The sequence below is a fragment of the Pseudomonas sp. PIC25 genome, from assembly GCF_002286785.1.
Lineage (GTDB): Bacteria > Pseudomonadota > Gammaproteobacteria > Pseudomonadales > Pseudomonadaceae > Pseudomonas_M.
Map to the genome: position 1 here is coordinate 1 of NZ_MUJY01000024.1, position 23,338 is coordinate 23,338.

The window sequence follows — 23,338 nt, forward strand, 5'->3', positions numbered from 1 at the left end:
CACGCGCAGGCGCATTTCGGCGTCGGCCTGGAAGGGGCAGTCGGGAATGTCGATGGCCGGTAGGCGGGGTGGGAAGGGGATCACTTCAGCCATGGCGTACCTCCAGTGTGGAGGTCTCGGGGGTAACGGCTTTGAAGATCACTGAGGGGTAACGCATGTTCTCGCTCCTTGGGACAGGTTAAGGAGCCGTTTCCACCCTTTCCTGGCAGGGAACGAGAGTGAAACGCCGGCGCCCGTGATTGCAGCAGGCCGAAGCCTGCCCACGGCGTGCCACGTACACGAGAAACCAACGCACACTAAAAAGTGCCCGCTCTCGTCTATGGCGCCTACCGCGCCCCGGTTGTCTGGGTTACCACACCCGTTCGTCACGGCTATGCCGTGACGGGCAGACTCTAGTTCGCCGACGGACCCGGAACAAGCCCGGCAGAGCGAAATGCGAACCAGCAAGCATCGGCATGGCGTGGTAGCCCGCCAGCGCGCGCCCCGTCGCGGCCGGCTTGAACCACGACCGGGCGCCTCTTACCATTGCCGGCTCCCCCCGCCTTCGAGCCCGCGATGAAACAGTACCTCGACCTGATGCGCCACGTGCGCGAGCACGGCACCTTCAAGAGCGACCGCACCGGCACCGGCACCTACAGCGTGTTCGGCTACCAGATGCGTTTCGATCTGGCCGACGGTTTCCCGCTGGTGACCACCAAGAAGTGCCATGTGAAGTCCATCATCCATGAGCTGCTTTGGTTCCTCGCCGGCGACACCAACATCCGCTACCTGAAGGAAAACGGCGTTTCCATCTGGGACGAATGGGCCGACGAAAACGGCGACCTCGGCCCGGTCTACGGCTACCAGTGGCGCAACTGGCCGGCGCCGAACGGCGAGTCCATCGACCAGATCGCCAAGCTGATCGATATGATCCGCAAGAACCCGGACTCGCGCCGCCTGATCGTCTCCGCCTGGAACCCGGCGCTGGTCGACCAGATGGCCCTGCCGCCGTGCCATGCGCTGTTCCAGTTCTACGTGGCCGAAGGCCGTCTGAGCTGCCAGCTCTACCAGCGCTCGGCCGATATCTTCCTCGGCGTACCCTTCAACATCGCCAGCTACGCCCTGCTGACCCTGATGGTGGCGCAGGTTTGCGATCTCGAACCGGGCGAATTCATCTGGACTGGTGGCGACTGCCATCTCTATGCCAACCACCTCGAACAGGCCGACCTCCAGCTCTCCCGCGAGCCGCTGCCTCTGCCAACCATGAGGCTCAACCCGGAAGTGAAGGACCTGTTCGCTTTCCGCTACGAGGACTTCGAGCTGGTGGGCTACCAGGCGCACCCGCATATCAAGGCACCGGTTGCGGTCTGAACCGGCTATTTCAACTCGACGGCCAGTGCCGCGATCTGCATCTGCCGCTCCGCCTGTTCCAACCGTGCACCGGGATTGAGCGACGACCATTCCGGATGGGCACGGGCCTTGTGCAGGGCTTCCGGTAGCTTGCCGTTGCGCCAGGCACCATCCTGCGGGGTTTCCAGGCGAATCGCCTGTTGTGCGGCATGGCCTCGGCTGGCGAGGGCGGCGAGCAGTTGGCGTTGGCGCAGGGCGAGCAGGCGCAGCACGTTGTCGTCGACGCTGAGTTCGCGCTGGCCCTTGAGTTTGCCGAGCAGGCGTCCGCCATAGTTGCGGGCGGTCTGCAGGCCACCGCCGGCGAGCGCGCCGAGCAGCGCGGCGGCGCCGAGGGTGATGCCGCCGACCAGCAGGTCGACCCCGGCACCCGCTGCCGCGCCGGCCGCCATGCCGCCTCCGACCCTCACGCCAAGCTGCTTGAGGGTTTCCGGATTGAACAGATCGTCGCCCCAGCGGCCGTCGAGCAGCGGCAGGTCGCCGGCCTGGGCATCCTGCGGGCGGAATGCATAGAGGCGCAACAGGGCTTCGACGCAGCGCTGTTCGCGCTGGCGGATGGATTCGCGCAGTTCGCGGATCGCGCCCTGTTCGAGAACCGGCTGGCTGGCCACGCTGCGCCGGCAGGCGGCGGCATCGATGAGCAACTCCGCAATCAACCGGGCTCCGGCGTCCTGACGGACGCGTGCCTGGGCTTCGTGATCGGCGATCAAGCGCTCCAGTTGCGGACGCGAACGCTCCAGCAGCAGTGCCAGGCTTTCATACAGCCGGCGTTCGCCGTCCAGCGGCGGGGCGACGCTGTCGAAGCGCACCAGGGCGTGCAGTCCCTGGCGTGCCAGGGCTTCGCGCCACTCGTTCTCGCGAGTGTCCTGGCGGGCGACGAAATTGAGCACCGGCAGCAGCGGCTTGCCGCAGCCGGCGAGTACCGCCAGTTCGTCGCGGTACTTGGCCAGCACCGGCTCGCGGGCATCGATCACGTAGAGACCGGCATCCGAAGCGAGCAATTGGCGCAGCACCTTGGCTTCCTGTTCGAAGCGCTGGCGGGCCTCGCTGCCGTCGAGGAAGCGGGCCAGCCGGGCAGGCCCGTCGAGACGCTCGCCGGGGCGCTCCAGGCGTTCCAGGTAGTCGAGCAGGGCGATGGCGTCTTCCAGGCCGGGGGTGTCGTACAGCTCCAGCAGCGGCTCGCCGTCCACCGAGAGGCGCGCCCCTTCGACGTGGCGGGTGGTGCTGGGCCGGTGCGAAACCTCGCCGAAGCCGGTGTCGCGGGTGAGGGTGCGCAGCAGGGAGGTCTTGCCGACGTTGGTGTGGCCGACCACGGCGAGTTTCAGCGGTTGGCGCGTGCGGCTTTCAGTCATGTCCGCTCTCCAGCCAGTGCAGCGGTGCGCTGCAGCCATGGGACAGGCCGAGTTGTGCGAGGGCCTGATGCCAATCCTCCAGCCGCTCGCTGTCCAGCGCTTCGCCGGGTGGGGCCTGGAGCAGCCAGATACGGGTGGCGCTGGCCGTGCGCGCCAGCTCGCCGAGCAGGGCGAGGGTGCCGCGGTCGGGCGAGCGGCGCGGGTCGCAGGCGATGACCAGGCGCTCGGGCGGGAAGCGGGTGAGCTGGTCGAGCAGGTGCTGGCGCTGTTCGCGGCTGTCGAGGACGCCGGCATCGGCCACGTTCTTCGGCAGCGCGGGCGGCCAGGGGCGGCGGTCGTCCAGTTCGACGGCCACCAGCAGCGCGCCGGCGCTGTCGCCGGGGTAGGTGCCGCTCTTGGGTGAGGGCAGCGCGGCGGGCGCTTCTTCGCTCACGCCCAGGCGCTCGCTGGCCGGTTGCAGGCGTTCGCGCAGGAGCTGGTAGCCGGGCAGGGAAAGATCCAGTGCCAGTGCCGCCGTGCCGCGTTTCCATTGCCACCGGCAGAACAGGGCGAGCAGCAGGCGCGGCAACAGGCCGTAGACCAGTAGCACGCCGATCAGCCAGCCAGCCCAGGCGTGGCGGGCGCTTTCCAGGGGTACGGCGACGTCGCCGCTGGCGCGGATGGTGGCGACGTCCGGCAGCGGGAAGCCGATCAGCGCCGGCAGGGCGCCGAGGGCCCGCGTAAGGCTGACGAAGGTGTCGCTGCCCAGCAGCGTGGTTTCCCAGACGAAGCCATAGCGGCGGGTGGAGAGGAGGGCGAGCAAGGTCAGCAGGGCGCTGAGCAGCGTCAGCAGCCAGAAGCCGTTGACCAGCGCACCCAACCCCCAGCGCGCCAATCGACGGCGTTGCAGGAGCAGCAGCAGGGCCGGGGCCAGGTGCGCGGCCCGGGCGTCGCGGGCGAGTTTTTCGCTGAGCCAGAGCCACAGCCGGCCGAGAGCGCCGCCGCTGTCGCCGGCGTAGCGCAGGCTGAACAGCCAGCCGAGGAGCATCAGCAGGTGCAGGCCGAGCAGGCTGCCCAAGGCCCAGAACACATTCACCGGCCGCTGCCCGTCTCCGAGGGCGGCGACTGCCAGGCCGCTACCGCCGACCACCGCCAGCAGCAGGAGCAGGTAACCCGCCAGCCGCGCGCCCTCATGCCAGTGACGGAGGGCGGCGAGTTGACCGTCGCGCTCGGCGAGAAACAGCGCCCGCCGTCGAATCCGAGTCGGCAGGTCGCCGTCGGCGGCATTGGCCTGGCGATTGGCTTCGCGGTCTTCCAGCGGGCCGGTGTGCTCTTCGCGCAGGCGTACGGCTTCGCAGAGCCAGAGGTGATCGAGGTGGGTCAGTGGAGTGGGGGAGGCGGCAGTCACGCGGCGTCTCGTCGGCGGAGTCAGCCTTGAGGATAACCGCTGAGTGGGAGTGGTGGGATAGTTTGGTGCTGGCGCGTGATTCCCCTTACGCCTCACGGGACCCCGGGAGGCGTAAGGAGTGAAGAGGGATCACTGGCGTGCTTCACGCACCTCCACGGCGATGTCCGGCTGGTCGGTGAACAGGCCGTCGATACCGGCGTCTAGGAAGGCGCGGATCTCCGTCTCGATGTCGCCGCGTGCTTGCGGGTCGCTGCTGCTGCGCAAGTCGGTCGGGAGGAAGTTGTTCTCGGCGCGGAAGGTATAGGGGTGCACCTTGAGCCCGGCGGCATGGGCGTCGGGCACCAGGCGGGTGGGGCTGGTGAGGTTGCCGGCGGCGTCGCGCGGGATGATCTGGCTCTTCTCCGGGCCGATGCCAGCGGCGTAGCGGGCGATGGCCTTGAGTCCGGTCGGGGTGCTCATCTGGGCGTAGGTAAGCCCCGTACCCAGCACCTGTTGGTCGTAGGGCTGGCCGTCGGTCCACAGCAACTGCACCAGGCGCAGAGACGTCAGGCGGCTCAAGGTCTTGAGGTTCTCCACCTCGAAGGACTGGATATACACCGGCGACCAGCGGCTGGCGTAGCCATTGCGGGCCAGGATGCGCACTAGCGGGCGCTCCATGGCCAGGCCGAGCTGCTGGAAGTGGGTCGGGTGCTTGGTTTCAGGGTAGAGACCGATGACCCGCTGCTGGCTGATTTGCAGGGATTTCACCAGGTCGATGATTTCCTGCAGGGTCGGTACTTCGAAGGCACCGTCCAGGCGGGCGTTGCCGGGGCGGATCGTCGGGATGCGCTCGATGGCTCGCAGCGACTTGATCTCGGCCAGGGTGAAGTCTTCGCTGAACCAGCCGGTGAGGGTCACCCCGTCGACGGTCTGGGTGCGCCGGCGGTCGGCGAACTCGGAGCGTTGGGCCACGTCGGTGGTCAGGCCCAGCTCGTTGTCGTGGCGGGCGATCAACTGGCCGTCCTTGGTCATTACCAGGTCCGGTTCGATGTAGTCGGCGCCTTGCAACACCGCCAGCGCATAGGACGCCAGGGTGTGTTCTGGCACATAGCCGCTGGCACCGCGATGACCGATCACCAGGGGGTTCGGTTCGACATGGTGACGGCTGCGGGCTTCGGTGCTGGCGGTGGCTTCGGGGGCAGCGTGGGACATCAGCGGCAACAACAGGCTGCAGGCGAGCAGCCAATGACGCAGGATCGCGGGGTGTTTATCGGACATCTCGGCATCTCCTTGCGGTTTAGTCGGACAAGCCTGCCCGGCGAACCGTGACGGTTTGGCGTTATTCCGGTAACCGTCCGGTGACAGCGGGTGGGCTTGTGAGCGATTTGACACAGCTTAGGCTGGCTGGCCGGGGAGGTGTCCTCTGGTATGCTCGCCGCCATGAAAACGACCACGCTCCCCCTCGCCCTGATCGCCGCCCTCGCGCAGAACCGCGTGATCGGCCGCGACAATCAACTGCCCTGGCGCCTGCCGGCGGACCTCAAGCATTTCAAGGCCATGACCCTCGGTAAGCCGGTGATCATGGGCCGCAAGACCTGGGACTCCCTCGGCCGGCCGCTGCCGGGACGGCTCAATCTGGTGGTCAGCCGCCAGCCCGGTTTGCAGCTCGAAGGCGCGGAAGTCTTCTCTTCGTTGGACGCGGCCATCGAACGCGCCGAGCACTGGGCGCGCGAGCAGGGCGCCGGCGAGCTGATGCTGATCGGCGGCGCGCAACTCTACGCCCAGGCCCTGGAGCGGGCCGACCGCCTCTACCTGACACGGGTAGACCTGCGCCCGGAGGGCGATGCCTGGTTCCCTGAGTTCAGTGAAGCGGAGTGGGTACGTGAGGCCCATGACGAGCATCCCGCCACGGCAGATACGCCGGCCTACGATTTCGAGACCTGGGTGCGGCGCTGATCGCCGCTTTCTTGACCCCGGCCAAGTTGGCTGGAGGTGCACAGGGCTAGCATTCCCGCTTCGCCCCTTGCACCGACAGGTTATCCCCATGGCTTCAGCCCGCTCCGATGGTTCCCAGGTCGAAGACCTGGCTGCGCTGATCGTCCGCCATCGGCTGTGGGAGGATGCCCTGGCCCTGCTGACAGGGACCGCCATGGTCGCCCTGGGCATCGCTTTCTACAGCCATGCCGGGCTGCTCACCGGTGGTACCGTGGGCTTGGCGTTTCTGCTCAAGTACCTGCTCGGCTGGTCGTTCGGCTGGGCGTTCTTCCTGATCAATCTGCCGTTCTATGCGCTGGCGATCTGGCGCATGGGCTGGATGTTCACCCTGCGCACCCTCTGTGCGGTCGGCTTGGTGTCCTGGCTGGCCGAACTGACTCCGCAGTGGGTCGGTTTCTCCCGGTTGAACCCCCTCTATGCCGCGTTGTTCGGCGGCTTCGCCATGGGGCTCGGTTTGCTGATGCTGTTCCGCCACCGCGCCAGCCTGGGTGGGGTGAATATTCTCGCGCTGTTCCTGCAGGAGCGCTTCGGCCTGCGAGCCGGCAAGGTGCAGATGGCGATCGATGCGGCGATCGTGCTGGCGGCGCTGTTCATCGTGCCGGCGGACAAGGTACTGCTGTCTGTCCTCGGCGCGTTGGCGCTGAATATGGTCCTGGCGATCAACCACCGTGCCGGGCGTTATCGGGGCGTGAGTTGAGCTGCGATTTTCCCTGGGCTGCATCCGGGCCACGACGGCGATCCGGCGCGCCACCACACCAGATAAACCAGGCCCCTGGATGCCCGGGCCTCGTTTCCTCGGCTAATCCAGCGTCATCAATTCCCCGTGCACGTCCTGTCCTTCGATGAACAGGCTGCCGACGCTGATCGGCAGTTTGAAACGACGCGGGCCGGCGCTGCCGGGATTGACGTAGAGCACGCCGTCGCGCTCCAGCAGGGCGGGTTTGTGGGAGTGGCCGGCGACCACCACGGCGATCTTTTCCGCGGCGGGGTCGATGTCGAGGGTCTTGAGGTCGTGCAGCACATAGATGGCGATGCGGCCGAACTTGATCACGAGGCGCTCGGGCAGATTCTCCGCCCACTCGCCGGTGTCGTTGTTGCCGCGCACCACCGACAGCGGGGCGATGCTTTCCAGCTGGGCGAGGATTTCCGATCCGCCGATGTCGCCGGCATGGATCAGATGGTCGCAGCCACGCAGGCGCTCCAGCGCTTCCGGGCGCAGCAGGCCATGGGTATCGGCGATCAGGCCGATCCGCAGGCTGGGTACCTCGCTTCGTCGTTCCGCCATCCTCGTGCCCCCGGTTGCTGAGGTGTCGCTTCGCCGGCCCCGGTTCGAACGTGCCCGGCTGTTTCAAACCTACAACAAAAAGCCCGGCGCCAACTAGCGCCGGGCCTCGGGTGCGGCAAGCGGAAATCAGCCGTCCAGCAGCGCCTTGTTGCGTACCGCGCCCTTGTCGGCGCTGGTGGCCAGCAGGGCATACGCTTTGAGGGCGGTGCTCACCTTGCGTGCGCGCGGTGCGGCCGGCTTCCAGCCCTTCTTGTCCTGCTCGACGCGGCGGGCGGCCAGTTCCTCGTCGCTGACCAGCAGGTTGATGCTGCGGTTCGGGATGTCGATGAGGATGCGATCGCCGTCCCGGACCAGGCCGATGGCGCCACCGGCAGCGGCTTCCGGCGAGGCGTGGCCGATGGACAGGCCCGAGGTGCCGCCGGAGAAACGGCCGTCGGTGAGCAGGGCGCACTGCTTGCCCAGGCCCTTGGACTTCAGGTAGCTGGTGGGATAAAGCATTTCCTGCATGCCCGGCCCGCCTTTCGGACCTTCGTAGCGGATGATCACCACGTCGCCCGGCTTCACTTCGTCGGCGAGGATGCCTTTCACGGCGCTGTCCTGGCTCTCGAAGATTTTCGCCGAGCCTTCGAACACCAGGATCGACTCATCCACGCCAGCGGTCTTCACCACACAGCCGTCAAGGGCGATGTTGCCGTACAGCACGGCCAAGCCGCCTTCTTTCGAATAGGCGTGTTCGACGCTGCGGATGCAACCTTCGGCGCGGTCGTCGTCCAGGCTCGGCCAGCGGGTGCTCTGGCTGAACGCCACCTGGGTCGGGATGCCCGCCGGGCCTGCCTTGAAGAAGGTATGCACGGCTTCGTCGTCGGTCTGGGTGATGTCCCACTGGGCGATGGCGTCGGCCATGCTCGGGCTGTGCACGGTCGGCACGTCGGTGTGCAACAGGCCGCCGCGCGCCAGTTCGCCGAGGATGCTGAAGATGCCGCCGGCGCGGTGCACGTCTTCCATGTGGTACTTCTGGATGTTCGGCGCCACCTTGCACAGCTGCGGTACTTTGCGCGACAGACGGTCGATGTCGCGCAGGTCGAACGGCACTTCCGCCTCCTGGGCGGCGGCCAGCAGGTGGAGGATGGTGTTGGTCGAGCCGCCCATGGCGATGTCCAGGGTCATGGCATTCTCGAACGCCTTGAAGCTGGCGACGTTGCGCGGCAGGACCGATTCGTCGCCTTCGCCGTAGTAGCGCTGGCACAGCTCGACGGCCAGGCGGCCGGCGCGCAGGAACAATTGCTCGCGGTCGGCATGGGTGGCCAGCGTCGAACCGTTGCCCGGCAGCGCCAGGCCCAGGGCTTCGGTGAGGCAGTTCATCGAGTTGGCGGTGAACATGCCGGAGCAACTGCCGCAGGTGGGGCAGGCGCTGCGCTCGTATTCCTCGACCTTCTCGTCGGAGCAACTGGCATCGGCGGCCGCCACCATGGCGTCCACAAGGTCCAGGCCGTGGTTGGCCAGCTTGGTCTTGCCGGCTTCCATCGGGCCGCCGGAGACGAACACCACCGGAATGTTCAGGCGCAGGGCGGCCATCAGCATGCCGGGGGTGATCTTGTCGCAGTTGGAGATGCAGACGATGGCGTCGGCGCAGTGGGCATTGACCATGTACTCCACGGAGTCGGCGATGATCTCGCGGCTCGGCAGCGAATAGAGCATGCCGTCGTGGCCCATGGCGATGCCGTCGTCCACGGCGATGGTGTTGAATTCCTTGGCCACGCCACCGTGCTTCTCGATCTCGCGGGCCACCAGTTGGCCGAGGTCCTTCAGGTGGACGTGGCCGGGCACGAACTGGGTGAAGGAGTTGGCGATGGCGATGATCGGCTTCTTGAAGTCCTCGTCCTTCATCCCGGTGGCGCGCCACAGCGCACGGGCGCCGGCCATGTTGCGGCCGAAGGTGGAGGTTTTCGAGCGGTAATCGGGCATGACGGGGTTCCTGCAGGCTGATCAGGTTATGTACGTATGGTGAGCGTCGCGGGAGCCGGAAGCAACGGCAGTAGCCGTGCGGTCGGACGGGGCCGTAAGGCGAGGCGGGATCACCGCACGCCGGGCCAGGGCTCACAAGCCCGCCGGGGATGAATGGCGAGGAATGGCCGGATTCTACGCCGGGGCGGCGGGTGCGGCAAAGGCTGGCGGTCGGCCGGAACAATCCGGAACGTGTGGGAGCGAATTCATTCGCGATAAGGGCAGCGAGGCGCCTCGTTGATCGCGAATGAATTCGCTCCCACAAGGGCTAGCTATTGGGCAGCAGGCGCACGGTCAGGCTCTTGATGTAGCGGGTCTCGGCGATTGCCGGGTGGACCGGATGGTCCGGGCCCTGGGCGCCGCGTTCCAGCAACTGGATGTTGCGGTCCAGGTGGCGGGCGCTGCCGAGCAACAGGTTCTGCAAATCATCTTCCGGCAGATGCATGGAGCAGGAGGCGCTGACCAGGATGCCGTCCTTGTTCAGCAGACGCATGGCCTGCTCGTTGAGGCGACGGTAAGCGGTCTCGCCGTTCTTGAAGTCCTTCTTGCGCTTGATGAAGGCCGGCGGGTCGGCGATGACCACGTCGAAGCGTTCCTCGGCGGCTTTCAGCTCCTTCAGCGCTTCGAAGACATCGCCTTCGATGCAGGCGACCTGTTCGGACAGTCCGTTCAGCGCGGCGTTGCGTTCCACGCCGTCGAGGGCGAAGCCGGAGGCATCCACGCACATCACTTCCGTAGCGCCGAAGGCGGCAGCCTGCACGCCCCAGCCACCGATATAGCTGAACAGGTCGAGCACCCGCTTGCCCTTCACATAGGGGGCCAGGCGAGCGCGGTTCATGCGGTGGTCATAGAACCAGCCGGTCTTCTGGCCTTGCAGCACGGGCGCTTCGAACTTCACGCCGTTCTCTTCCAGCGGTACCCATTCCGGTACGTTGCCGTGGGCGATCCTGACGTAGCGCTCCAGCCCTTCGGCGTCACGCGCGCTGGAGTCGTTCTTCCACAGCACGCCCGACGGCTTGAGTACCTGGACCAGGGCGGCGAGGACGTCGTCCTTGTGGCGTTCCATGGCGGCGGAGGCCAACTGGGCGACCAGGACGTCGCCGAAGCGGTCCACCACCAGGCCGGGGAGCAGGTCGGAATCGCCGTAGGCCAGGCGGTAGAAGGGCTTGTCGAACAGACGGTCACGCAGTGACAGGGCGACATTGAGACGGTGCACCAGCAGCGACTTGTCCAGGCTGTGCTTGGGGTCGCGGGAAATCAGGCGGGCGCAGATCAGGTTGTTCGGGCTCAGCGCGACGATACCGAGCACCTTGCCGTTGCTGGCCTCGAGTACGGCCTGGTCGCCAGCGGCGAAGGCGTTCAGCGGGGTGGCGACGACGTCCACCTCGTTGCTGTAGACCCACAGGTGGCCGGCGCGCAGACGGCGGTCGGCATTGGCTTTCAGGCGCAGGCTGGGCAGGGACATGGGGGCGCTCCGGGAAAAAAGAGCGGAAGTATACCCTGTCGGCCGGGGCGGGTCGCGGATGCGGCGCCCCGGCGAACGGTCAGGCGGCGAGGGCCTCGATCAGCTTCTGGTTGAAGGCTGGGATGTCGTCCGGCTTGCGGCTGCTGATCAACGTGCCGTCCACCACCACTTCCCTATCGACCCATGTGGCGCCGGCGTTGCGCAGATCGTCCTGCAACGAGGGCCAACTGGTCATGGTCTTGCCATCGACCAGGTCGGCGGAGGCGAGCAGCCAGGCGCCATGGCAGATGACGGCGATCGGCTTGTTAGCGCGGACGGCGTCCTTGACCAGCTCCACGGCCAGCTCGTCGGTGCGGATGGTGTCGGCGTTGACCACCCCGCCCGGCAGAACGATGGCGTCATAATCGTCGATCCGGGCCGCTTCGAAGGTCTTGTCGACGGGGAATCTGTCGGCCGGCGTGGTGTGGTTCCAACCGGTCACCTGGCCGGCGTGGGAGGAGAGAATCTCGGTCTTCGCGCCGGCCTTTTCCAGGGCTGCCTTGGGGCCGGTCAGCTCGGCTTGTTCGAAACCGTCGGTGACCAGAAGGGCCACCCGTTTACCGCTGAGGGATGCTGCCATCGGTTACCTCCTGCGATCGGATGAAAGGGCTGGTTGCCGGTCGCCAAAGCAGGGCGACCCACTTGAATTCCGACCCGGTTCACCCGCAAAGTTCCGTTTTGGGTTCGTGGCAAAGTGCCGCGTTCCGATCCGCATCGGGTAGATGCCCGCCCCCTCGAAGGCGGTCGAAGTAGAACGAGCAGTCTTCCGCCGAGTTTCCGCACATGGCCCACGAACTTTCCGCCGAACAGATCCGCCAGGTATTGCAGGGCATCAGTGTGCCGCCGCAACCGCAGATCATGGTCGACCTGCAGATGGAGCAGGTCATGCCCAATCCCGACCTGAAGAGTATCGCCCGCCTGATCGGGCAGGACCCGGGGCTCTCCGGCGCCTTGCTGAAGATCGTCAACTCGCCGTTCTTCGGCCTGTCCAACCGCATTGCTTCGATCCAGCAGGCGGTCAACCTGCTCGGCTGCGACACGGTGATCAATCTGATCAACGCCCAGTCGATCAAGGGCGAGATGACAGACGAAACCATCGTCACCCTCAACCGCTTCTGGGACAGCGCCCAAGACGTGGCCATGGCCTGCCTCAGCCTGGCCAAGCGCATCGGCTACCAGGCGGCCGACGAGGCCTATGCCCTCGGCCTGTTCCACAACTGCGGCATCCCGCTGATGCTCAAGCGCTTCCCCGACTACATGACCGTGCTGGAGGAAGCCTACGCCCGCGCCAACGGCGAACGGCGCGTGGTGGATACCGAGAACCAGTTGCTCAACACCAACCACGCGGTGGTCGGCTATTTCACCGCCAAGTCGTGGAACCTGCCGCTGCACTTGTGCGAGGCCATTGCCAACCACCATAACGCCCTGGCGATCTTCAGCGACGAATCCAGCCGCGATGCACAGCTCAAGACGCTGCTGGCGATCCTCAAGATGGCCGAGCACATCTGCGCCAGCTACGAGGTCCTGGGTAACCAGCCGGACGACCACGAGTGGAACAGCATCGAGCAACTGGTGCTGGAGTACGTCGGCCTGTCCGAATACGACTTCGAGAACCTCAAGGAAAGCATCCGCGAATTGGGCGCCTGCTGAGCGACGGCGGCGCCTCGTCGTGCTAGCCTGCCGCCCTGTTCTTTCCCCCGTGTCTGCCTCGTATGCCTGAATTACCCGAAGTCGAAACTACCCGCCGCGGTATCGCTCCTTATTTGGAGGGCCAGCGTGTCAGCCGTGTCGTCGTGCGCGAACGGCGGCTGCGCTGGCCGATTCCGGAGGACCTGGACGTGCGCCTGTCCGGCCAGCGCATCGAGCGCGTGGAGCGGCGGGCCAAGTACCTGCTGCTCAAGGCTGAAGCGGGCACGTTGATTGGCCATCTCGGTATGTCCGGCAGTCTGCGCCTGGTGGAATGCGGCCTGCCGGCGGCCAAGCACGAGCACGTGGACATCGAGCTGGAGTCGGGGATGGCGCTGCGCTACACCGACCCGCGCCGGTTCGGAGCCCTGCTCTGGAGCCAGGACCCGCTCAACCACGAGCTGTTGCGCAGCCTGGGGCCTGAACCGCTGACCGATGCCTTCGATGGCGAGCGCCTGTACCAGCTCTCGCGGGGACGCAGCATGGCGGTCAAGCCGTTCATCATGGACAACGCCGTGGTGGTCGGGGTAGGTAACATCTACGCCAGCGAGGCGCTGTTCGCCGCCGGCATCGACCCGCGCCGTGCGGCCGGCTCGATCTCGCGGGCGCGCTATGTCGCGTTGGCCGTGGAGATCAAGCGGATTCTCGCCCATGCCATTGAGCGCGGTGGTACCACGCTGCGCGACTTCGTCGGCGGCGACGGCCAGCCCGGCTACTTCCAGCAGGAGCTGTTCGTGTACGGGCGGGGCGGTGAATTCTGCAAGACCTGCGGTTCTACCTTGAAGGAAATCCGCCTCGGGCAGAGGGCGAGTGTGTATTGCGGCCGCTGCCAGCGCTAAGGCTCGGTCTGCAACGCGCCCGCGATAACGACAATAACAAGAGACACGCACTACCGAGGTTCAGATGTCCGGTAACTACCTGCCGCGTAACCGCTTCGCCGAAGCGGTCGGCCGTTCCATGCTCAGGCTCATGGGCGGTTGGCGCATCGAAGGCGAGCTGCCCCGGCTCGACAAGTTTGTGGTCATCGGCGCGCACCATACCTCCAACTGGGATTTTGTCCTGTTCATCGCGGCCAAGTTCGTGCTGCGCCTGAATGCGCGCTGGTTCGGCAAGCACAGCATCTTCCGCTGGCCGTTCGGCGCACTGCTGCGCCGCTGGGGCGGCATTCCGATCCAGCGTCACCTGCGCCTGAACGTGGTCGAGCAGGCGGTGAAAAGCTTCGAGCAGCAGCGCGAATTCATGCTGGTGCTGTCGCCGGAAGGCACGCGGCGGCGGGTCGAGCGCTGGAAGATGGGCTTCTACCATATTGCCCGTGGCGCCGGCGTACCAATCGTTCCGGGGGCGCTGGATTATCGCAACCGGCGCCTCGTCATCGGTGCGCCCTTCTGGCCGACCGGCGACGAGCAGGCCGATCTGCGAGCTTTGCTGGCCTTCTTCCAGCCATACGAGCCGAAAAAACCTGAAAATGCGTTCCACGGCGATTGATGCCCGTCACGCTGACAACTGGCAAAGCGCTGTTATAGTTAGCCGCATCGACCCGAACACATGAAGGATCGCTTCCCATGAACCTGTTTCGTACCACCGCTGCTGTCCTGGCGCTGACCACCGGCCTGCTGACCTTGCCCGCCCAAGCGAACGAGGTGGTGCAGCAGGAAAACACCAGCGGCGACCCGACCTACACCGTCGAAGCGCCCAAGGGCTACGCGATGATGGGTGACCTGCTGATCGCCCGCCCGCTGCTGATCGGCGCCACCGTCATCGGTGCCGCCGCCTTCCTCGTCAGCCTGCCGTTCACCGCCTTGGGCGGTAACGTCGGCGAAGCCGGCAAATCGCTGGTGGTCGAGCCGGGCAAGGAAGCGTTCGTGCGCTGCCTGGGCTGCACCATGAGCGGCTACAAGCAGGACTGATCGGCTGAATGCCTGAACCGGGCCGCAGCCTCCAACCGGGGCTGCGGCTTTTTCTCGGCTGCTTTCTCGGCGCGCTGCTGGCGTTCTCCTTCTGGCTAAGTGCCGGTTGGCTCCAGCTCAGTGCCGGGCTGGCGCTTTTCCTGTTCGGCATGCAATGCCTGGAAGAGGCGTTGCGCGACTTGGCCGGCGGCAAGCTCGAGAGCCTTCTTGCCCGCAGCACGGCGACGCCGTTCAAGAGCCTGATGTTCGGCGTCAGCGCCACTATGCTGACCCAGTCCAGTTCGCTGGTCTCCCTGCTCACCATCGCCTTTATTAGCAGCGGCCTGATCAAGCTGGCTGCCGGTATCGCCATCATCTTCGGCGCCAACCTGGGCACGACCAGCGGCATCTGGCTGCTGGCGCTGGCCGGACAGAACCTCAGCCTGGGTCCGCTGGCCCTGCCGTTGCTGGTATTCGGCGTACTGGCCGGGTTCAACGGCGAGCGCAGCCGGGCCGTGGGCCGCCTATTGCTGGGCATCGCCTTCCTGTTCCTCGGCATCGACCAGATGAAAACCGGCTTCGCCTCGGTCGGGGGCGGCTTCGATCCGCTGCACTATGCGCTACCGGGATTTCTTGGCCAGTTGGCCTTTGTCGGCGTTGGTGTGCTGGTGACGGTGGTGCTGCAGTCCAGCCATGCGAGCCTGATGCTGACCCTGGCTGCGCTGAGCAGCGGGCAACTGATGCTGGACCAGGGGCTGGCGATCGCCATCGGCTCCAATGTCGGCAGCACGGTGACTGCGGTGATCGGCTCGCTGCGGGGTGGACGCGCCGGTCAGCGGCTGGCCCTGGCGCACGTGCTGTTCAATCTGGTCACCGCGCTGATCGCGCTCGCCCTGCTGGTTCCATTGGGCGCCCTGGTGCATTGGCTTGGTCGGCAGGTCGGGCTGGGCGATAACGCGCTGATCCAGTTGGCGCTGTTCCATACCCTGTTCAATTCCATTGGCGTCCTCCTATTCTGGCCCTGGCAAACCCGCCTGGCCGGCCTGCTGGAGCGCCTGTTGCCGGAGCCGCTGGAACCCCGCGTGCTGATCACCGAGCTGACGCACCCGGATACCGAGCCGGCAGTCACCCACAGCCGCTACCTGGATGACGCGGCCCTGGCCTCGGCGGATGCTGCCGCCCACGCGGTAATGCTCGAGTTGCAACACCTCGGCCGGCTGAGCCTGGAAGTGATCTGCCATGCGCTCTACCTGCCGGTCGACCAGTTGAGCGGTCCGCCCGACGAGGCGCGCCTGCGCGCCCAGCCCGGCCCCCACGAACTGGATGCCGAGCAGCTCTATCGGCGCCATATCAAGGGCGTCTACGCCGACCTGCTGAGTTTCATGAGCCGGCTCGAAGCCGATCTGGATACGCCGCATCAGGAATTCTGGGTGCATTGCCAACTGGTGGCGCTGCAACTGGTGGATGCGGTCAAGGATGCCAAGCACCTGCAAAAGAACCTCGGGCGCTTCCTGCGCCAGGGCGATTCGGCGGTACGGGACGATTACGTGGAGTTGCGCCGGCACCTGCTCGGTGTGCTGCGACAGGTGCGTGAGCTAGGACGCCTGGAACTGCCCGAGGAGGCCTGGGCCGAACGCCTGCGTGAGCTGGACGAGAAAGCCGCTCAGTTCGACGCGGCTTTCCGCCACCGATTATTCGCCGATGTGCGCGACAAGCGCCTCGACGGCCTGTTGGCCAGCTCGCTGATGAACGATCTGGGCTATACCAGCCGGATCACCCAGAGCCTGCGCAACGTCCTGCTGCTCGGGTTGGGCGACGGCAACGAGATGTTCCGGGCTGTGCGCCAACTGGCGCCGGATGACGGTCGGCCGCTGATCCGTCTGGATTGAGGCCGTTGTGGATCAGGCTTTGCCGGTGATGATCAGGTACTTCTGCATCAGCTCGTCCTTGCTTTCCACATGGTCAGGGTCGAGCGGGATGCAATCCACCGGGCAGACCTGCTGGCATTGCGGCTCGTCATAGTGGCCGACGCACTCGGTGCACAGGTTCGGGTCGATCACGTAGATCTCCTCGCCTTGGGAAATCGCACCATTTGGGCATTCAGGCTCGCAGACGTCGCAGTTGATGCAGTCGTCGGTGATTTTCAGGGACATGAAACAAACTCCTGCCGGGATCGGCGGGTACGGCACGGTTGGGACGCGGCGAATTGTGCCGCATCGGCGCCCGTCGTGCACGCCGGGGCGCCGAACTGCATTCAGCGCTTGAAGCGCTCCGTCAACGCATCGGCCACGGCGGGGTGGACGAAGTTGCTGATGTCTCCGCCCAGCGCGGCGATCTCGCGCACCAGGGTGGAGGAAATAAAGGAGTACTTCTCCGACGGGGTGAGGAACAGGCTCTCCACCTCCGGGGCCAGTTGGCGATTCATGTTGGCTAGCTGAAATTCGTACTCGAAGTCGGACACGGCGCGCAGGCCGCGCAGCAGCACGTTGGCGTTCTGTTCGCGGGCGAATTGCGCCAGCAGGGTGGCGAAGCCCATGACCTCGACGTTGGGCAGGTGCTTGGTCACTTCGCGCGCCAGCTCCACACGCTGCTCCAGGGAGAACAGCGGATTCTTCTTCGGGCTGGCCGCGACCGCGATGATCACGTGGTCGAACAGGCGCGAGGCGCGTTCGACCAGGTCGCCATGTCCCTTGGTGATGGGGTCGAAAGTGCCCGGGTACAACACTCGATTCATCGCGACGTCCTGGCGGGGTCCGTTGGGGACTCGGATGGTAGCGGCTCAGGACGCCGGGCTTCAAGTTCGGCGGGCGATCGTTCCAGGGCCACCGTCCGGTTTCAGGCCTTGCCCAGGCGTTCGGCCAGCAGGCTCGACAATTGCGCAGTCAGGCCGTAGATGGACAATTGCGGGTTGGCGCCGATGCTGGTGGGGAACAGCGAGCCGTCATGGATCGACAGGTTTTCCAGCTGGTGATGGCGTCCCAGGCTGTCGGCGACCGCCTTCTTCGGGTCTTCGCCCATGGCGCAGCCGCCCATCACATGGGCGCTGCCCAGGCGGGTGCGATACAGCTCCAGGCTGAGGTTGTCGATCAGCTCGCGGGCGGCCTGGGGTGTTTTCACGTAGTCGGCGTCGGCATGCAGCGGCAACACCGCTTTGGCGCCTGCGGCGAACTGGATCTCGGCCATGCTGTGGAAGGCTCGGCGCACGCCGTCCCAGGTGTAATCAGTCATCCGGTAGTCGAGCACCGGGCTGCCGTCGCCGCGCAGCTCAACCGTGCCCTCCGCGCTCTCCGGATGGAAACCGTCGCGCAGCAGGGCGAGCATCACGTTGGTGTGCGGCAACTGTTCCATGCGCAGCGCATTGTCGGTGCCGAAGCGGCCGAGCAGGGTGGCGGTGAGGGCCGGTTGCAGCGGCGGCACCTCCAGCTTGTAGCTCATCGCGCCAGTGGTGCCGTACTGCCACTGGAAATGGTCCGAATAAATCGATTGCGGTGCGCCGTAGAAGGGGTTGATTACCTGCTCGAACTGCGCGGCGGAGAAGTTGACCAGATGCAGGAAGGTGCGTTTGCCGGTGCGTCCGTGTGGGTCCGGCGCGCCGGAGCGCAGCAGCAGAGCCGGCGTGTTGATGCCGCCGCCAGCGAGCACATAGTGCCGGGCGCGGACCAGCACCTTGCGGCCGTTCGGTGCCACGCAGCGTGGCTCCATGCCCAGGCATTCGACGCCGATCACTCGGTCGCCCTCCAGCAGCAGGCGTTCGGCTCGAGCCAGGTAGAGCAACTCACCACCCTTGTCCAGCGCTGCCGGGATGGTGGTGACCAACATGGATTGCTTGGCGTTGGTCGGGCAGCCCATGCCGCAGTAACCGAGGTTCCAGCAGCCGCGCACGTTACGTGGGATGACTTTCCAGTGGTAACCGAGCTGCTCGCAACCGGCTCGCAGCACGTCGTTGTTGGCGTTCGGCGGGATCGCCCAGGGCGCGACGCCCAGGCGCTGCTCCATGCGTTCGAACCACGGTGCCATGTCCGCTGGGCTGTGCCCTTTCACGTCGTGCTCCCTGGCCCAGTGCTCCAGGGTCGGTTCCGGTGTGCGGAAGCTGGACGTCCAGTTGACCAGGGTGGTGCCACCGACAGCGCGGCCCTGGAGAATGGTGATGGCGCCGTCCTTGCTCATCCGGCCGATACCTTCCTGGTACAGCGAGCCGTAGGCGTCGGCTTCCTGCATCTTGAAGTCGCTGCTGGTCTTCAGCGGCCCTTCTTCGATCAGCAGGACCTTGAATCCGGCGGCGCTGAGGATTTCCGCCGTGGTGCCGCCGCCCGCACCGCTGCCGACGATGGCGACGTCGGCTTCGAGGGTCAGGTCCTGCTCCAGACGGGAGCCGTCATAGGTTTTCCAGCCGCGGGCGAGGCCTTCGGCGAACAGATCGGGTACGGGCATCTCAGGCGTATCTCTTCTTGTAATAGTCGTGCGGAACGCGAAGCGTCAGACCGTCGGCGGGCCGGGATAGCCGCAGTGCGCCCAGGATTCCGGGCGGCTGTACCAGGCCATCATGACCAGTTGCAGCAGCGAGGCGTGCCCCATCTTCAGCAGCCCGATGGCGCTGTTCTGCCAACGGTCGAGGAAATTGCGCACATCTTGCGCGGAAGCGTTTTCCCAGCGGCCCCAGACGCCGGTCAGCGGGCCACGTGTGATCGGCAGGGCGAGCACGTCGAACAACTGCACGGTGAGCTTGAGCATCGCCGGCGAGAGCCGGTCGAGGCTGTAGTCCAAGCTCTGCAAGGTGCCGTCGATGGCCTCGGGCATGCGTTCCGCCGGTACCGCGCCTTCGAGCATCACGGGGATGAGGGCTCGGAGAAACGGCAGGTCGGATTCGCGGAGGATGGCGTAACCGCTGGCTGGCGTACTCGCCGAACAGCCACTGAGCGTGGCGGTGAGTCCGGCGGTGGCCAGGAAGGCCGAGCCGAACAGGCCGGCCTTGAGCAGGTGGCGGCGCGAGAGGCCGGCGGTATCGAGGGTGGTGTCTGTCATTGTTGTATTCACCGGTACTGCGAAAGAGGGGCCGCCATCAGCGCACGAACAGCTTGTAGACGAGCTTCTGGATCGCCTTGCCGTAGGGCGGGTAGATCATCTTCGCCGCGTTGAGTCGCTGTTTGACGAACACGCCCTTGGCCTTGCTGAAGGTCAGGAAGCCTTCGTAGCCGTGGTAATGGCCCATGCCGGAATGGCCGATGCCACCGAACGGCAGGTCGTCCTGGGCGACGTGCAGCAGGCAGTCGTTCAGGCAGACGCCGCCAGAGTGTGTCTCATGCAACACGCGCTGCTGCTCGGCCTTGTCATAGCCGAAGTAGTAGAGGGCCAACGGTCGCGGCCTCTGGTTGATATAGGCGAAGGCCTGGTCGAGGCGGTCATAAGGCACGATCGGTAGCAGGGGCCCGAAGATCTCGTCCTGCATCACCTTCATTTCATCCGTCACGTTCAACAACAGCGTGTGCGGCAGGCGTCGGCCTTGGGCGCCCGGGAACAGTGGCACCAGCTCGGCGCCTTTGCTTACGGCATCCGCCAGGTAGCCATTGAGGCGGCTGAGCTGGCGCTCGTTGATGATGGCCGTGTAGTCCGGGTTGTCCTCGAGTCGGGGGAAGAAACCCAGAACCGCTTCCCGGTAGGCCTGGACGAAGGCTTCGATCCGATCCCGCGGCACCAGCACGTAGTCCGGCGCCACGCAGGTTTGGCCAGCATTGAGGGTCTTGCCGAAGGCGATGCGCTCCGCCGCGTGGGCCAGGGGTACGTCGTGAGAAACGATGGCCGGCGACTTGCCGCCGAGCTCCAGGGTGACCGGGGTGAGGTTTTCCGCGGCTGCGCGCATCACATGCTTGCCAATGCTGGTGGCGCCGGTGAACAGCAGATGGTCGAACGGCAGCTTGGAAAAGGCCATGCCCACTTCTGCCTCGCCGAGGACAACGGCGACCAGATCCTCCGGGAAGATTCGGGCGAGCAGGTCCTTGACCAATTGCGAGGTGGCCGGCGTGGACTCGCTCATCTTGATCATCACCCGGTTGCCGGCGGCGAGGGCCGCCACCAGCGGGCCGATGGCCAGGTACAGCGGGTAATTCCACGGCACGATCACTCCCACGACCCCGAGCGGCTGGTAGACCACCTTGGCCGAGGCTGGTTGGAAAGCCAGGCCGACCGAGCGGCGCGAGGGCTTCATCCACTTCTTCACGCGTTTGGCCGCGTAATGGATGTTGTGCAGGCTTGGCATGATCTCCGCCAGTAGGGTCTCGTCGGCGGAGCGATTGCTGAAGTCTTCGGAAATCGCCCGGATCAGCGCGTCCTGCTCGTTGAACAGCAGCTCCCGCAGGGCCTTCAGCCACTGGATGCGCTGTTCGGCGGAAGGCATGGGATCGGCGCGGAAGGCTTCGCGCTGGCGGGCGAATAATTCGTCCAGGCGGGCGATCTGCTGCTGGTTCTGTTGCAGGGTCTTGAATTGCGCGATGTCGGCGACCATGGCGGAGCTCCTCGACGATCCGGCACTTGGAAGCCGCGGCTGGCGGCGTTCCGGGAAAGGATGACGGTGTTTTTAGAGTAATTGCTCTAGACTGTCAAATAGCATGCGTCCGCCCGTCGCCCAACGCAGCCCAACGAAAAGCTAGCCAGGCATCATCGGTTGCGGCGTGGGGTAACACAGGCGTGTTTCTCGAAGGCGAGCGGTGTACCTTTGGCGGCGTCGACCGGCTGAACCCATTCATCAGGCAGCAGAAACAAACCCATGGCGCCAAGACCCAAGACCCGCGAACGCATCGTCCAGGCCAGCCTGGAGCTGTTCAATGCCCAGGGTGAGCGCAGCGTGACCACCAACCACATCGCCGCGCACCTGGGCATATCGCCAGGCAACCTCTACTACCACTTCCGCAACAAGCAGGCGATCATCGCCGAGTTGTTCGCCCAGTATGAAGCCCAGGTCGACCGCTTCCTGCGCCTGCCCGAAGGACGCGCCCTGACGGTGGACGACAAGACCTTCTACCTGGAGGCGCTGCTCGCCGCGATGTGGCACTACCGCTTTCTCCATCGCGATCTGGAACACCTGCTCGAATCCGACGACGAACTGGCAGAGCGCTACCGCCTGTTCGCCCAGCGCTGCCTGACCAATGCCCAGGCGATCTACCAGGGCTTCGTCGACGCTGGCATCCTGCTGATGACCCCCGCGCAGATCGAAGCCCTGACCCTGAACGGCTGGATCATCATGACCTCCTGGGTACGCTTCCTCTGCACCACCCGCGGCCCGTCGGCCGACCTCAGTGAGGAAATGCTGCGCCGTGGTATCTATCAGGTACTGGCGCTGGAGGGCGGCTACATTGCACCGCAGGCACGGGCGGCCGTGGATGCCGTGTCCCAACGCTTGTTCGTGCCACTGGAAGAGGTGACCGGAACCAGCCTGCAGGCGGAAGCCGCCGAGGCCTGATCGGGGAACTGGCGCCTCAGCGTGAAAGTCCGAACGACCTCACGCTTCCGAATCTATCGAGCCGGTTTACAGTTCCGAACCAAACGCTATAATGGCCGCCCTCCAGTGCCGGTATAGCTCAGCTGGTAGAGCAACTGACTTGTAATCAGTAGGTCCCGGGTTCGATTCCTGGTGCCGGCACCATCTACATCAAGCCTTTACGGGCTTCGGAATTTCCTAACCCCGTAATCAGATGTTCCCGAGGTACAGTTTCGGTACAGTCCCGTACCGAGCACACCTCGGAGAACATATGGCGACCATCGTTGATACTGACTCGGGCAAGCACAAAGCCGTCATCCGCATGACTGGCTGGCCGACAGTCTGCAAAACCTTCCGCACTAAGCGCGACGCCCAAGACTGGGCACGCCGCACCGAAGATGAAATGGTGCGCGGCGTCTACATCGAACGCAGTCGCTCAGAGCGCATGACGCTCGAGAAAGCACTAAATCGGTATCTTGCGGAAATATCCCCTACCAAAGCCCCCAAGACTGCTAAATCTGAAGCCGGTAGCGCGAAGGTACTGATACCACGCCTTGGCAAATACTCGCTGGCAGCTCTGTCCGCAGACGTCCTGGCCGACTATCGGGACTCCCGACTTGCTGAACGAAGCCGGCGTGGAACCCTAGTCAGCCCCAATTCAGTCAGGCTTGAGCTAGCACTTCTGAGTCACCTCTTTACCGTGGCCATCCAGGAATGGCGCATTGGGCTCCCCACGAACCCCGTCCTCAATATCCGCAAGCCAAGCCCAGGCCAAGGCCGTGATCGCCGCCTCTCTGCCGACGAGGAGCGCCGCTTGATGGAGGCGGTGAACGCGCACAGCAACCCTATGCTGGGCTGGATCGTGCGCATAGCCATTGAAACGGGTATGCGCTCGTCAGAGATCACGGGCCTACGTTGCCAGCAGGTCGATCTGCAAAAGCGCGTAGTACGACTCACAGACACCAAGAACGATAGCGCCCGAACCGTCCCCCTCACAAAGGTGGCTACCGAGACATTCAAGGCTGCTCTGGCCTACCCCGCTCGTCCCAAGGATTGCAACCTGGTGTTCTTCGGCGAGCCCGGGAAGGACAAGAAACGCCGCCCATATGCCTTCACCAAAACCTGGGGGTTGCTGAAGAAGAATCTAGGCATGCCCGATTTGCGCTTCCATGACCTGCGGCATGAAGCGGTCAGCAGGCTGGTCGAGGGTGGCTTATCCGATCAGCAAGTCTCGGCCATCAGCGGGCATAAATCGATGCAGATGCTCAGGCGCTATACCCACCTTAGGGCCGAGGATCTGGTCGGTAAGCGTCTGGCGAACACGCCTCCTCGATCCCTCCTGGCTTCGGCATGGTGTCCACCTGTTTTTGGTGGACACCATTTCAAGCCCCTTGCGGAGGATC

22 protein-coding genes and 1 tRNA gene are annotated in these 23,338 nt (G+C 65.3%); 11 read left to right on the forward strand and 12 right to left on the reverse strand.

Annotated features, from left to right (window positions below):
- The first annotated feature begins 555 nt into the window (after positions 1-555).
- Positions 556-1,350: a thymidylate synthase gene (locus tag BZL41_RS00565; RefSeq protein WP_095597495.1), complete on the forward strand. Its 795-nt coding sequence runs from the start codon at positions 556-558 to the stop codon at positions 1,348-1,350.
- Positions 1,351-1,355: 5 nt separating this feature from the next.
- Here BZL41_RS00565 and BZL41_RS00570 read toward each other — a convergent pair whose 3' ends face one another.
- From BZL41_RS00570 to BZL41_RS00580, 3 genes are all read right to left on the reverse strand, one after another.
- Positions 1,356-2,738, reverse strand: a complete 1,383-nt coding sequence (locus BZL41_RS00570) for a DUF3482 domain-containing protein (protein WP_095597496.1) — start codon at positions 2,736-2,738, stop codon at positions 1,356-1,358.
- Positions 2,731-4,125, reverse strand: coding sequence for a DUF2868 domain-containing protein (locus BZL41_RS00575; protein ID WP_095597497.1), 1,395 nt, complete (start codon positions 4,123-4,125; stop codon positions 2,731-2,733). The genes BZL41_RS00570 and BZL41_RS00575 overlap by 8 nt, the downstream gene beginning before the upstream one ends.
- Before the next feature lie 129 nt (positions 4,126-4,254).
- Positions 4,255-5,382 carry a glycerophosphodiester phosphodiesterase gene (locus BZL41_RS00580; protein WP_095597498.1) on the reverse strand — a complete coding sequence of 376 codons (1,128 nt, stop codon included), beginning with the start codon at positions 5,380-5,382 and terminating at the stop codon, positions 4,255-4,257.
- A gap of 150 nt (positions 5,383-5,532) precedes the next feature.
- Here BZL41_RS00580 and BZL41_RS00585 point away from each other — a divergent pair, with 150 nt between their 5' ends.
- Entirely contained in the window at positions 5,533-6,060 is a 528-nt protein-coding gene (locus tag BZL41_RS00585; RefSeq protein WP_095597499.1) for a dihydrofolate reductase, read from the forward strand.
- A gap of 88 nt (positions 6,061-6,148) precedes the next feature.
- Positions 6,149-6,796: a YitT family protein gene (locus tag BZL41_RS00590; protein ID WP_095597500.1), complete on the forward strand. Its 648-nt coding sequence runs from the start codon at positions 6,149-6,151 to the stop codon at positions 6,794-6,796.
- 102 nt (positions 6,797-6,898) lie between these two features.
- Here the strand turns inward: BZL41_RS00590 and BZL41_RS00595 are convergent, their stop codons facing one another.
- The 4 genes from BZL41_RS00595 to BZL41_RS00610 form a co-directional block, all read right to left on the reverse strand.
- Positions 6,899-7,384, reverse strand: coding sequence for a metallophosphoesterase family protein (locus BZL41_RS00595; RefSeq protein ID WP_084335915.1), 486 nt, complete (start codon positions 7,382-7,384; stop codon positions 6,899-6,901).
- A gap of 126 nt (positions 7,385-7,510) precedes the next feature.
- On the reverse strand, positions 7,511-9,349 hold the full coding sequence (gene ilvD, locus BZL41_RS00600) for a dihydroxy-acid dehydratase (protein WP_095597501.1): 1,839 nt from the start codon (positions 9,347-9,349) through the stop codon (positions 7,511-7,513).
- Positions 9,350-9,656: 307 nt separating this feature from the next.
- On the reverse strand, positions 9,657-10,853 hold the full coding sequence (locus tag BZL41_RS00605; protein WP_095597502.1) for a class I SAM-dependent rRNA methyltransferase: 1,197 nt from the start codon (positions 10,851-10,853) through the stop codon (positions 9,657-9,659).
- A 79-nt stretch (positions 10,854-10,932) separates the two neighbouring features.
- Entirely contained in the window at positions 10,933-11,472 is a 540-nt protein-coding gene (locus BZL41_RS00610) for a type 1 glutamine amidotransferase domain-containing protein (protein ID WP_095597503.1), read from the reverse strand.
- A gap of 257 nt (positions 11,473-11,729) precedes the next feature.
- Between BZL41_RS00610 and BZL41_RS00615 the strand changes: the two genes are divergently transcribed.
- From BZL41_RS00615 to BZL41_RS00635, 5 genes are all read left to right on the forward strand, one after another.
- Positions 11,730-12,542: an HDOD domain-containing protein gene (locus BZL41_RS00615; protein WP_168190896.1), complete on the forward strand. Its 813-nt coding sequence runs from the start codon at positions 11,730-11,732 to the stop codon at positions 12,540-12,542.
- A 62-nt stretch (positions 12,543-12,604) separates the two neighbouring features.
- The gene (mutM, locus tag BZL41_RS00620) at positions 12,605-13,417 is read left to right on the forward strand and encodes a bifunctional DNA-formamidopyrimidine glycosylase/DNA-(apurinic or apyrimidinic site) lyase (RefSeq protein ID WP_095597504.1); all 813 of its coding nucleotides are present in this window, start codon (positions 12,605-12,607) and stop codon (positions 13,415-13,417) included.
- A gap of 64 nt (positions 13,418-13,481) precedes the next feature.
- Positions 13,482-14,063, forward strand: a complete 582-nt coding sequence (locus BZL41_RS00625; protein WP_095597505.1) for a lysophospholipid acyltransferase family protein — start codon at positions 13,482-13,484, stop codon at positions 14,061-14,063.
- Between the two features lie 77 nt (positions 14,064-14,140).
- Positions 14,141-14,485 carry a multidrug transporter gene (locus BZL41_RS00630; RefSeq protein WP_095597506.1) on the forward strand — a complete coding sequence of 115 codons (345 nt, stop codon included), beginning with the start codon at positions 14,141-14,143 and terminating at the stop codon, positions 14,483-14,485.
- A gap of 8 nt (positions 14,486-14,493) precedes the next feature.
- Entirely contained in the window at positions 14,494-16,353 is a 1,860-nt protein-coding gene (locus tag BZL41_RS00635; protein ID WP_095597507.1) for a Na/Pi cotransporter family protein, read from the forward strand.
- A gap of 12 nt (positions 16,354-16,365) precedes the next feature.
- On the opposite strand, the gene BZL41_RS00640 is transcribed toward BZL41_RS00635, so the two are convergent.
- The 5 genes from BZL41_RS00640 to BZL41_RS00660 form a co-directional block, all read right to left on the reverse strand.
- The gene (locus BZL41_RS00640; protein WP_095597508.1) at positions 16,366-16,617 is read right to left on the reverse strand and encodes a YfhL family 4Fe-4S dicluster ferredoxin; all 252 of its coding nucleotides are present in this window, start codon (positions 16,615-16,617) and stop codon (positions 16,366-16,368) included.
- Positions 16,618-16,718: 101 nt separating this feature from the next.
- The gene (gene coaD, locus BZL41_RS00645; protein ID WP_095597509.1) at positions 16,719-17,198 is read right to left on the reverse strand and encodes a pantetheine-phosphate adenylyltransferase; all 480 of its coding nucleotides are present in this window, start codon (positions 17,196-17,198) and stop codon (positions 16,719-16,721) included.
- 101 nt (positions 17,199-17,299) lie between these two features.
- Entirely contained in the window at positions 17,300-18,895 is a 1,596-nt protein-coding gene (locus tag BZL41_RS00650; protein ID WP_095597510.1) for a GMC family oxidoreductase, read from the reverse strand.
- Between the two features lie 45 nt (positions 18,896-18,940).
- Positions 18,941-19,486: a twin-arginine translocation pathway signal protein gene (locus BZL41_RS00655; protein WP_095597511.1), complete on the reverse strand. Its 546-nt coding sequence runs from the start codon at positions 19,484-19,486 to the stop codon at positions 18,941-18,943.
- A gap of 37 nt (positions 19,487-19,523) precedes the next feature.
- Complete coding sequence (locus BZL41_RS00660) at positions 19,524-20,963, reverse strand: coniferyl aldehyde dehydrogenase (RefSeq protein ID WP_095597512.1); 1,440 nt, start codon at positions 20,961-20,963, stop codon at positions 19,524-19,526.
- A gap of 261 nt (positions 20,964-21,224) precedes the next feature.
- Between BZL41_RS00660 and BZL41_RS00665 the strand changes: the two genes are divergently transcribed.
- From BZL41_RS00665 to BZL41_RS00675, 3 genes are all read left to right on the forward strand, one after another.
- Positions 21,225-21,917, forward strand: a complete 693-nt coding sequence (locus BZL41_RS00665; protein WP_095597513.1) for a TetR/AcrR family transcriptional regulator — start codon at positions 21,225-21,227, stop codon at positions 21,915-21,917.
- A gap of 107 nt (positions 21,918-22,024) precedes the next feature.
- Positions 22,025-22,100 (forward strand) — tRNA-Thr (locus tag BZL41_RS00670).
- 106 nt (positions 22,101-22,206) lie between these two features.
- The coding region (locus BZL41_RS00675; protein ID WP_256578054.1) for a site-specific integrase at positions 22,207-23,338 on the forward strand (1,132 nt) is incomplete at its 3' end.

Coding starts and splice junctions, on each gene's coding strand:
- BZL41_RS00565 (WP_095597495.1), top strand. CDS start 556: ATGAAACAGTACCTCGACCTGATGCGCCACGTGCGCGAGCACGGCACC.
- BZL41_RS00570 (WP_095597496.1), bottom strand. CDS start 2,738: ATGACTGAAAGCCGCACGCGCCAACCGCTGAAACTCGCCGTGGTCGGC.
- BZL41_RS00580 (WP_095597498.1), bottom strand. CDS start 5,382: ATGTCCGATAAACACCCCGCGATCCTGCGTCATTGGCTGCTCGCCTGC.
- BZL41_RS00585 (WP_095597499.1), top strand. CDS start 5,533: ATGCTCGCCGCCATGAAAACGACCACGCTCCCCCTCGCCCTGATCGCC.
- BZL41_RS00590 (WP_095597500.1), top strand. CDS start 6,149: ATGGCTTCAGCCCGCTCCGATGGTTCCCAGGTCGAAGACCTGGCTGCG.
- BZL41_RS00595 (WP_084335915.1), bottom strand. CDS start 7,384: ATGGCGGAACGACGAAGCGAGGTACCCAGCCTGCGGATCGGCCTGATC.
- ilvD (WP_095597501.1), bottom strand. CDS start 9,349: ATGCCCGATTACCGCTCGAAAACCTCCACCTTCGGCCGCAACATGGCC.
- BZL41_RS00605 (WP_095597502.1), bottom strand. CDS start 10,853: ATGTCCCTGCCCAGCCTGCGCCTGAAAGCCAATGCCGACCGCCGTCTG.
- BZL41_RS00610 (WP_095597503.1), bottom strand. CDS start 11,472: ATGGCAGCATCCCTCAGCGGTAAACGGGTGGCCCTTCTGGTCACCGAC.
- mutM (WP_095597504.1), top strand. CDS start 12,605: ATGCCTGAATTACCCGAAGTCGAAACTACCCGCCGCGGTATCGCTCCT.
- BZL41_RS00625 (WP_095597505.1), top strand. CDS start 13,482: ATGTCCGGTAACTACCTGCCGCGTAACCGCTTCGCCGAAGCGGTCGGC.
- BZL41_RS00630 (WP_095597506.1), top strand. CDS start 14,141: ATGAACCTGTTTCGTACCACCGCTGCTGTCCTGGCGCTGACCACCGGC.
- BZL41_RS00635 (WP_095597507.1), top strand. CDS start 14,494: ATGCCTGAACCGGGCCGCAGCCTCCAACCGGGGCTGCGGCTTTTTCTC.
- BZL41_RS00640 (WP_095597508.1), bottom strand. CDS start 16,617: ATGTCCCTGAAAATCACCGACGACTGCATCAACTGCGACGTCTGCGAG.
- coaD (WP_095597509.1), bottom strand. CDS start 17,198: ATGAATCGAGTGTTGTACCCGGGCACTTTCGACCCCATCACCAAGGGA.
- BZL41_RS00650 (WP_095597510.1), bottom strand. CDS start 18,895: ATGCCCGTACCCGATCTGTTCGCCGAAGGCCTCGCCCGCGGCTGGAAA.
- BZL41_RS00655 (WP_095597511.1), bottom strand. CDS start 19,486: ATGACAGACACCACCCTCGATACCGCCGGCCTCTCGCGCCGCCACCTG.
- BZL41_RS00660 (WP_095597512.1), bottom strand. CDS start 20,963: ATGGTCGCCGACATCGCGCAATTCAAGACCCTGCAACAGAACCAGCAG.
- BZL41_RS00665 (WP_095597513.1), top strand. CDS start 21,225: ATGGCGCCAAGACCCAAGACCCGCGAACGCATCGTCCAGGCCAGCCTG.